Raw genomic sequence first — 8,469 nt, forward strand, 5'->3', positions numbered from 1 at the left:
TGTATAGTAATTAACTCAAAAGTTCATGATGGGGTTAATAATAATGGTGTTCACGTATTTTCATCTGAAACTTCAATTAAATCTTGTGAGATATTTAAGAATTATTATCAGGGCATTTATGTAACAGAAAAGTCTAAATTCTCCATTGAAGGTTGTGATATATATGGAAATGGAAATGAAAAAGGAAATTATCCTCAAGTGCATATAAATAAGTCCAATGGTAGTATAATCGATTCAAAAATCCACGATGGAGTTGACTATGGTATAGTTATTGTTCTTACGCCTAAGTCACCTATCACCTTAACAAAAGTATCTACTTGGAATAATAAAACTGGGTTAAAATATGATTATGGTGGCGATGTAGTAATAAAAGATTGCGATTTTAAAGACGGAAGTGGTTCTTTAGGGTTCTTTGAAAACTTTAAATATTAGGGAGGCTGATGTATGGAACTAACTAAAAATGACATCTACAAGAGGTTGCTTGAAAATATAAACTCTGATAGCTATAAATTGTTTTATTTGAGAACTACGGAAGAGTTTGAAACTTTTGATATAGTAAAAAGATTGGCAAAAGAGAAAAGTAAAAGGGTTTATACTTATGACATAGCAAATGGGCTTGATTGTCAAGAGGATAATAAGATAGGATTGCTGGGAGCTGATAGTAAAAGGGATTTGAAGTTTGTGTTAAGCTGGCTTTTGAAGAACGCTAAGAATGCCTTTGTGGTGTTTTTTGATATAAATAGGTTGTTAGAAAATGATATTGTTACATTAAGAGCTTTTAGAAACTATCTTAACAAGATAATAGAAGAAGATATTTGGATAAAAAACTTTGTAATATCACCTCACATAGGACTTCCAGATGAAGTCTATATAGATGCTTTGGCTTTGGATGTACCACTTCCTACAAGAAGCGAAATAGAAGAGATAGTGGATTTGTTTTTCCAAAATGTAGGGGCTTTTAATTATAACTCCAATATAAAATCTCAGTTTGTGGAAGCTTTGCTTGGCATGAGAACCATTGACATAATAAATGTTATGAAATATGCGGTATCTGATGAAAAGCTAGATGAAGAAGATATAAAAACCATAATAGAAGTAAAAAGACAAATGATGAAAAAAGATTCCATGCTTGATTTTATCAATAGCGATGAAAGTATAAACAATGTAGGTGGTATGGAAAATCTAAAAGAATGGTTGAACCACAAAAAAACTATAATACAAAATCTTCAAGAAGCAAGAGATTATGGAGTGGACATACCAAAAGGAATACTTATCTTTGGACTTCCCGGTACTGGTAAGAGTTTAACAGCTAAAGCTGTGGCTGGGACATGGAGATTGCCTCTTTTGAGGCTTGACATGGGTATGATACTTGGTCCTTACGTAGGTCAATCAGAAGAAAACATAAGAAAAGCTATTAAAATAGCAGAAGCAATAGCTCCCTCTATCTTATGGATAGATGAGCTTGAAAAAGCTTTTTCTGGAATAGGTGAAAGTGGTGGTGGCTCATCGGATGTCATGAAAAGAATATTTGGAACGTTCTTAACTTGGATGCAAGAAAAGACAAAACCGGTATTTGTAATAGCCACTGCTAACGATATAAGCTCTATGCCTCCAGAATTTCTAAGAAAAGGAAGATTTGACGAGATATTCTTTGTGGATTTACCAAAAGACAACGCTAAGAAAGAAATAATAAAAATACATCTTAGAAAACGCAAAAAAGAAAATTGGTATAGCTATTTTGAAAAATACGTATCTCAATTAAAAGGTTATTGCGGAGCTGATATAGAATCACTAGTTAAAGAAGTGGTTGAACTATCATTCTTAGATGGCAAAAACCAAAGCAATGTAGAAAGCTATATTCAAAAAGTCATACAAGAGTTTAAACCAATAGAACAAAGCATGGGCAAAAAGATAGAAGAGATGAGAAATCGTATAAAAGACATAGATGCAAAGCCAGTGGATAAATAGGAGGCCAAGATGAGTATTAGCGTTAATAAGAAATTAAAATATTGTGCTACTTGCAACAGCTGGACGGGTGCAAGAGATGCCAAAAGCGCATCTGACCCTAAAAAGAGCGCTTTTGTAGCTGATAAAATAGGAATGTGCAACAACGGATTATCAATATACAAAGGCAAGCAAGTTGAGTACGTAAAGTCTTGCAACAAATGGTCAAAGTGGATAGTGATAACTTGATTAAACATAAAAATATAGAGTTAGAGTATTTATAGATTGTATTACTTTTCAAATATGCTAATATCCACGTTTCTGTTTCCATTTAAAAATACCCAAGGTACACCTTGAAAAGATAGCTTTATATTTTCTTTCTTGAATAATTTTTCAAGATTATGAATTAGCTCATTTATTTGGTAATTCTCTAAATTAGGTAGTTGATTTTTAACTTCATCTATACTCATCCATCTTTTGTGATGCTTGTACTTTTCATCATAATTGACGATATAGATTTCTTGTTGTTTGTTTGAATCGATTTGCTTTATATCTTTAAAAGCTTTGAGGAACAACAAATCTTTTACATCGTCATTAGGAAAAGAATAGCCTAAAATAATTATCTTTTGAGCTTTACTGAATTCGTTTGCAAAACCATATAACATACTTTTCAACGAATAATGGCTATAATCTTTAAACATTATCTGAATTTCTAAAATAGTATTCTTAAAAGATATAGGTGTATTACACTTATGACAATAAATAGTATCAAAATCTTCTGGATTTTCCAATTTCTTTTTAAGAATACTGTATTTTTTATAATGTTCAAAATCTTTCATTGACGGAAAAGGATCTACTAATAACAAATCGTACAAATCTTGTGTTATATCTATATCCCCTTGTGTTTTAGGATATATCATAAATACAGAAGAACATTTTGGACATACTCTAGTATTAAAAGTTCCGTGTATAGGATAAAACTTAATGGATTCAATAGTTTTTGGCTCTTTACAAAGTTTTTTCGAAAAGTATTCTATGTTTTCAGTGAAAGATGGTATTATTCTATTTTCATCTTCAGAATCTTTTAATCGCACTATATCGATTAAGGAAGAATGATCTATATAACGATAGCGATTCTTTGCTTTGCCGACAGAAGTATTAAATTTATAGTTAACCAGGTAAGCTAAAGCTTGAATAATAGGGTTCCAGTTAAAAGATACAAAAGTAATATTCTGATTATATTTATCCAGCATTTTTTGAATAAAGTCAAAGTAATGTTTCAAAGTTTCATTGTTTGTATTAAGGTTTGTATAATAAACCCCTTTGTATATCTTATATAAAATCAGATTGTACATATTAAATATTCCATCAACATTGCAAATATACCAGTTAACTTTACCGGTTTCACTAGTATCATGAGTATAATAATCGAAATATTCTGGAGCTACCAATGGCAATCCACTTTGTTTAGAGTTATATAATATACTCAGCAAGTCCACCAGCTGAAACTTATTTGGCTGATCTTTATATAGATAATACGATAAGGCTTTTATGTTTACCCAGTCATAAGAAAAAGATTGTAAATATAAATAATGCTCCATTTTAGCGATATTGTTATAAAGTCTTTCATGATTTCTAACAGTATATTCACTTTCTATAAATCTTTTGTACAATTGTATAAATTCATTTATAGCTTTATCCTTATCATTCTCAGCTTCTTTTAGATTTTTCGCACCATTACCATCAAGCATTATCCTAAGTGTTAGCTCAAGGTTTTTGTATATATGATATGTTTTATCGTTTTGCCTTGAATAATAACCAAAATAATCCCTAAGTGCATTTTCTAATCTAATATTCAATGGGATGTATTTGTTTATTCTATTATTTTCAAAACCGATTAGCGCCTTAAATATATTTTCAATATCCTGTGTCGTTGGAAATCCTAAAGCCCTCTCAGCCCCGGCACCAAATATAACTAATACAGAGTTACTCATGTGATTTATTTAATGAATATACCTCTATAATTCATCTTCTCTTGGTCTAACAGAAACTGATCTAATCCAATACGCATTAGGATATCGATCGTGCCTTGAATTACTATCATATTCAATATTTATAATATATTTGTTATAAAATGCTGTCTCTAGAATATTAAACATATTTGGGCTTTCTGTATATAATATTCTCTTTTCTGTTACAAACCTACGAGGAGTAATTTGATCACCGTTTCTCTCAAATTCATAATAATAATGTTCACGTATATTATTACTATTACTTATAAAATATTCATTAGTTATATCAAATCTTACTCTGTTTATATTTCTTACTATAACACAATAAACCGGAGATGATGATTCATCTAATAACAATGATTCTATTTCGCCAACTATAACTGGCATACTATACCTCCTTTAAGAAACTTTTATATATTATATACTTAACTTGCTAATTTAAGCTAAATTATTGGGACTCTCAAAGAACTTTGTGTAAATTGCGTTTTTAAGACTGAGCTCAAATAAGTGTACGAGTTCACTATATAGTCAACACTTACAGCTAAAAAAGTTATATCAATAAGTGTTCATAATGTTTATGAACTTGTACAGAAGTTGAAATAAGATTTCAAGTTTATTGCGCATATTCATTATATTAAAACACCTAATTCTAAATAAAATATTACTCAATAATCCTTATATACCAATGACTTAAAATCCTATATCCAGGTATTACATTTACAATCCCCCACCATAAATGTAGTTTAATACCATTTCATTCGCTATTAACATAATTTTAATTATGTTAACATTATTGATTATCAATAGTCTTATAAATGCAAATATTATGTTAAGAATCAAGTAATACGTAATAATATAAAAAGTAATATATTTATTGCAATAGCAATACTTAACATAATACTAAAAAATACTAAAAGTAATTTAAAGTTGACAAAAGTAATATGATAAATTATATTAGATAGAGAATGAAGATTGCAAAAACTTTTAAACTAGACCAAGATGCGATTGATAAAATTGAAGAACTAGCACAAAAAACAGGGAAAACATATACCCAACTTATACAAGAAGCTGTAACTATGTATTACGCTAATGAAACAAGAATGAAAGAAGAAATTAAGTTATACCAAGAAGAAAACGAGAGACTTAAAATGGTATTACGAATATTTCAAGAAAAAGAAAAAGCTGTAGAAAAGGTTGAAGAGGCCTACAAGAGTATGTTAAAAGAAAAAGAAAAAGCCATAGAAAAAATGGAAGAAACATATCAACTCTTATTGCAAGAAAAAGATAAAGTTATAGCTGAGAAGGATAGAAGAATAAAAGCGCTACAAGACAAAAAACCTTTTTGGAAATTTTGGGAATGAAAATGGTGAAATATTTAAAAATCATATCATCTTTAGAATTGAATAATAATAATGCAAATTTTAAGTTTATCCATATTAACCATAAAAATCGTAATAAGTTAAAATACTCTATATGAAAATTTTACCAATAGGCATACAAAGCTTTTGGTCTATCAGGACAGAGAAAGACTATTACTATGTGGATAAAACTAAGTATGTAAAAATTTTATCTGACAATGGAAAATATTATTTTCTCTCCCGTCCAAGGCGTTTTGGAAAATCTCTTTTTCTTGACACTCTAAGACAGGCTTTTCTTGGTAAAAAAGAGCTTTTCAAAGGACTTTATCTATACGATAACTGGGATTGGGATAAAAAATATCCAGTGGTATATATAAGTTTTGGGATGGGGGCACATAGAAGTCCAGAACAGTTAAAACAAAATATCTTTTTTCAACTAAGCCTAAATCAAGAAAATCTATCTGTTGATTGTAAAAATACAAACAGCTATTCAAACTGCTTCGCAGAACTCATATTAAAAGCTTATACTAAATACAACAGCCCTGTTGTAGTGCTAATAGATGAATACGATAAACCAATACTTGACGCTATATACAACCTTGACAATGCTTATGAGAATAGAGAGATACTAAAAGATTTTTACTCTCCTTTAAAAGACTTAGATCCTTACTTAAAGCTTGTATTCCTTGCTGGCGTGTCTCGGTTTTCTAAAGTATCCATATTTAGCGGGTTAAACCAGCTAAGAGATATCACCCTAAGCGTAGAGTTTGCTACAATTTGTGGGTATACCCAATCTGAGCTTGAAAATGTATTTGAAGATAGATTAAAAGAGTTTGACAAAGAAGAAGTAAAAACTTGGTACAATGGATATAACTGGAAGGGAGAGTCAGTTTACAATCCTTTTGATGTAATGCTACTTTTTGCAGAAAAAGAGTTTAAACCTCATTGGTTTGAAACTGGGACGCCAAACTTTTTGGTAAAGCTTCTTAAAGATGGAGATTTTTATCTACCAGACTTAGAAAACTTAGAAGTGGGAGAAGAGATTTTATCAAGCATAGATTTGGATAATATGCCTATAGAGAGTTTACTCTTTCAAACTGGATATCTTACTATAAAAAATGTAGAAAGATTAGGTTCTAAGTATTCTTATACCCTTAGTTATCCTAATCTTGAAGTAAGAATAGCCTTCAACGATGTATTTTTGGACTATGTAAGCAAACCTAACATAAAACAAAAATCAGAGACAAATATATACAAAGCGCTATTAAGAGCAAACTTTGACTCTTTTAAGGAAACACTTCAATCATTCCTTGCCAGTATCCCATATAACTGGTATACAAAAAATGAACTTGATAAGTATGAGGGTTTTTATGCATCTCTTGTCTATGCACTTTTTAACGGAGCTGGTATAAAAGCAGTACCAGAAGATACTACAAATAAAGGTCGTATAGACCTAACGGCTTTCATAGAAAATAAGGTATACGTAATAGAGTTTAAAGTTGTAAACAATCCATCAGATGACCCATTAAGACAGATAAAAGAGAAAAAATATTATGAGAAGTATTTATCAGAAGGGAAGGAGATATACATTGTAGGTATAGAGTTTTCAGAAGACAACAAAAATATTGTAGGTTTTTCTTGGGAGAGGATAAGATAATAGTAACCTATACCAATGAGAATATTTAATCTTACTCTTCAAAGAATTCTACTATATTCTTTTGTAAAATTTCTAAGAATTTTTCTTTGTCATCAGGGTTTATTTTTAGAGATATACAACGATTCTTGCTCTTCCTATTAGCTTCTTCCATGTATACAATATTCTCCTCAATAGCTTGATTAATAGAGCCATAGATTATATAAACAAGTTCTTGATGGATATTCCTATGTAATATTTCACTTTTTATATCTATATCAGAAACTCTTTCGATAAGCATATCAGCAACAAAAGATAATAGATTATAAATCTTTTGTACTATTTGATAGCGTTCTAAGATATTAACCAAATCACGGTCAAAATTGATGAATGTACAAGCAAAAGCTGCAACTGGGTCAACAGTCAAAATAACTTCAGCTTTTTTAGCTAACTCTTTATCAATACTGTGTATCTCTATTATCCTATTTCTAATATTTTCAATAATATCATTATCAGTCATGGTTTTCCAAAGGCCTACAGGGTTCTTTATATGCTTTTTTGTTCCAAAATACTTTAACATAAGCTCTTTTAGTTCTTGATTATCTTTTAAAGAATTATAACTAGCTTCTAAAGTTAGGGTTTGGCTTTTATTACAAGATGTTTTGGCTGATATATTAAATTTGATTTGAGTCACCTTCCTAGACGCAGATATTTTCTCATAAGATACTAATAAATCAGTATATTCATTGATATCATTTACAGATGGACGTAATACATATCTTTCAAAATCATATAATCGTTTATACTTATTATCTTCAACTCCAAGTTGTTTTCTTAACTCAAATAGACTTACAGTAAACCACCCTGTATCAGAAAATCTAGATAGCATCATGTATAGTTTCATGGAATATTGACAAGAAAAAGAGTATATAGGTCTTACATATATCTTTGTATAATTGTTAGATAGAGCAACTAGATAAGGTAAGAGAGATGGATTAATCTCAACTTCAACATAATCTTTACCATCCTCATAACTAGCATAAGTAAACCACGTATATGCAGTAAACTTTTTCTTCTCTTCACTAAAAAGTTCAACAATAGATTTAGACATAAGACTATGCAAAGCTCTTCTTAAATCATCATAATTTTTCTCTTCAACAAGTAAATTCTTAGGTATTCGTATTTTCAAAAAGAAACGTTTATTTAAATCTTTAAGTTCGTTTTTATCTAAATCATTTAATGTAGATAAAATAAAAGACAATACCCTTTGATCTTTAAGAGAAAGCGTTTCCTTATATCTTGCTTCAACTATCTTGTTATGGAATACTATCTTTCGTTTAAGAATATCATCTTTTGGACAGTTGAAATTAAAAATATTAATATCATTGTCTGACATAAAAACATTGTATAACTTTAAACCTAAAAGGTCAAGTTTTTCATAAAGAAAAAGATGACAGCTTGGTTATATATCAGCTTTTATGAAAATATAGCCGTAGATTTGTCGTCTTTTCAAGATAGTCGC

8 protein-coding genes are annotated in these 8,469 nt (G+C 29.7%); 5 read left to right on the forward strand and 3 right to left on the reverse strand.

Going from position 1 to position 8,469, the window contains the following annotated elements; translation table 11 throughout:
- The 3 genes from ACYQZV_RS08530 to ACYQZV_RS08540 all read left to right on the forward strand — a co-directional run.
- Positions 1-432 (forward strand): right-handed parallel beta-helix repeat-containing protein (locus ACYQZV_RS08530; RefSeq protein WP_459895093.1); only part of this gene is annotated, 432 nt, incomplete at its 5' end.
- A gap of 12 nt (positions 433-444) precedes the next feature.
- The gene (locus ACYQZV_RS08535; RefSeq protein WP_459895095.1) at positions 445-1,968 is read left to right on the forward strand and encodes an AAA family ATPase; all 1,524 of its coding nucleotides are present in this window, start codon (positions 445-447) and stop codon (positions 1,966-1,968) included.
- Between the two features lie 9 nt (positions 1,969-1,977).
- Positions 1,978-2,193, forward strand: coding sequence for a hypothetical protein (locus ACYQZV_RS08540; protein ID WP_459895098.1), 216 nt, complete (start codon positions 1,978-1,980; stop codon positions 2,191-2,193).
- Between the two features lie 41 nt (positions 2,194-2,234).
- Here the strand turns inward: ACYQZV_RS08540 and ACYQZV_RS08545 are convergent, their stop codons facing one another.
- Positions 2,235-3,938, reverse strand: a complete 1,704-nt coding sequence (locus ACYQZV_RS08545) for a hypothetical protein (protein WP_459895101.1) — start codon at positions 3,936-3,938, stop codon at positions 2,235-2,237.
- A 24-nt stretch (positions 3,939-3,962) separates the two neighbouring features.
- The gene (locus ACYQZV_RS08550; protein WP_459895105.1) at positions 3,963-4,343 is read right to left on the reverse strand and encodes a hypothetical protein; all 381 of its coding nucleotides are present in this window, start codon (positions 4,341-4,343) and stop codon (positions 3,963-3,965) included.
- Positions 4,344-4,921: 578 nt separating this feature from the next.
- Between ACYQZV_RS08550 and ACYQZV_RS08555 the strand changes: the two genes are divergently transcribed.
- Positions 4,922-5,317 (forward strand): ribbon-helix-helix protein, CopG family, encoded by a 396-nt coding sequence (locus ACYQZV_RS08555; protein ID WP_459895108.1) that lies wholly within the window; start codon positions 4,922-4,924, stop codon positions 5,315-5,317.
- A gap of 112 nt (positions 5,318-5,429) precedes the next feature.
- The gene (locus ACYQZV_RS08560; RefSeq protein WP_459895110.1) at positions 5,430-6,971 is read left to right on the forward strand and encodes an ATP-binding protein; all 1,542 of its coding nucleotides are present in this window, start codon (positions 5,430-5,432) and stop codon (positions 6,969-6,971) included.
- 31 nt (positions 6,972-7,002) lie between these two features.
- Here ACYQZV_RS08560 and ACYQZV_RS08565 read toward each other — a convergent pair whose 3' ends face one another.
- The gene (locus ACYQZV_RS08565; RefSeq protein WP_459895113.1) at positions 7,003-8,343 is read right to left on the reverse strand and encodes a replication initiation protein; all 1,341 of its coding nucleotides are present in this window, start codon (positions 8,341-8,343) and stop codon (positions 7,003-7,005) included.
- Between the last annotated feature and the right edge of the window lie 126 nt (positions 8,344-8,469).

The organism is Hydrogenobaculum acidophilum (assembly GCF_054656715.1).

What these genes read in the sequence shown, in the direction of transcription:
- ACYQZV_RS08550 (WP_459895105.1), bottom strand. Translation starts at nt 4,343, where the DNA reads ATGCCAGTTATAGTTGGCGAAATAGAATCATTGTTATTAGATGAATCA.
- ACYQZV_RS08560 (WP_459895110.1), top strand. Translation starts at nt 5,430, where the DNA reads ATGAAAATTTTACCAATAGGCATACAAAGCTTTTGGTCTATCAGGACA.
- ACYQZV_RS08540 (WP_459895098.1), top strand. Translation starts at nt 1,978, where the DNA reads ATGAGTATTAGCGTTAATAAGAAATTAAAATATTGTGCTACTTGCAAC.
- ACYQZV_RS08565 (WP_459895113.1), bottom strand. Translation starts at nt 8,343, where the DNA reads ATGTCAGACAATGATATTAATATTTTTAATTTCAACTGTCCAAAAGAT.
- ACYQZV_RS08535 (WP_459895095.1), top strand. Translation starts at nt 445, where the DNA reads ATGGAACTAACTAAAAATGACATCTACAAGAGGTTGCTTGAAAATATA.
- ACYQZV_RS08545 (WP_459895101.1), bottom strand. Translation starts at nt 3,938, where the DNA reads ATGAGTAACTCTGTATTAGTTATATTTGGTGCCGGGGCTGAGAGGGCT.
- ACYQZV_RS08555 (WP_459895108.1), top strand. Translation starts at nt 4,922, where the DNA reads ATGAAGATTGCAAAAACTTTTAAACTAGACCAAGATGCGATTGATAAA.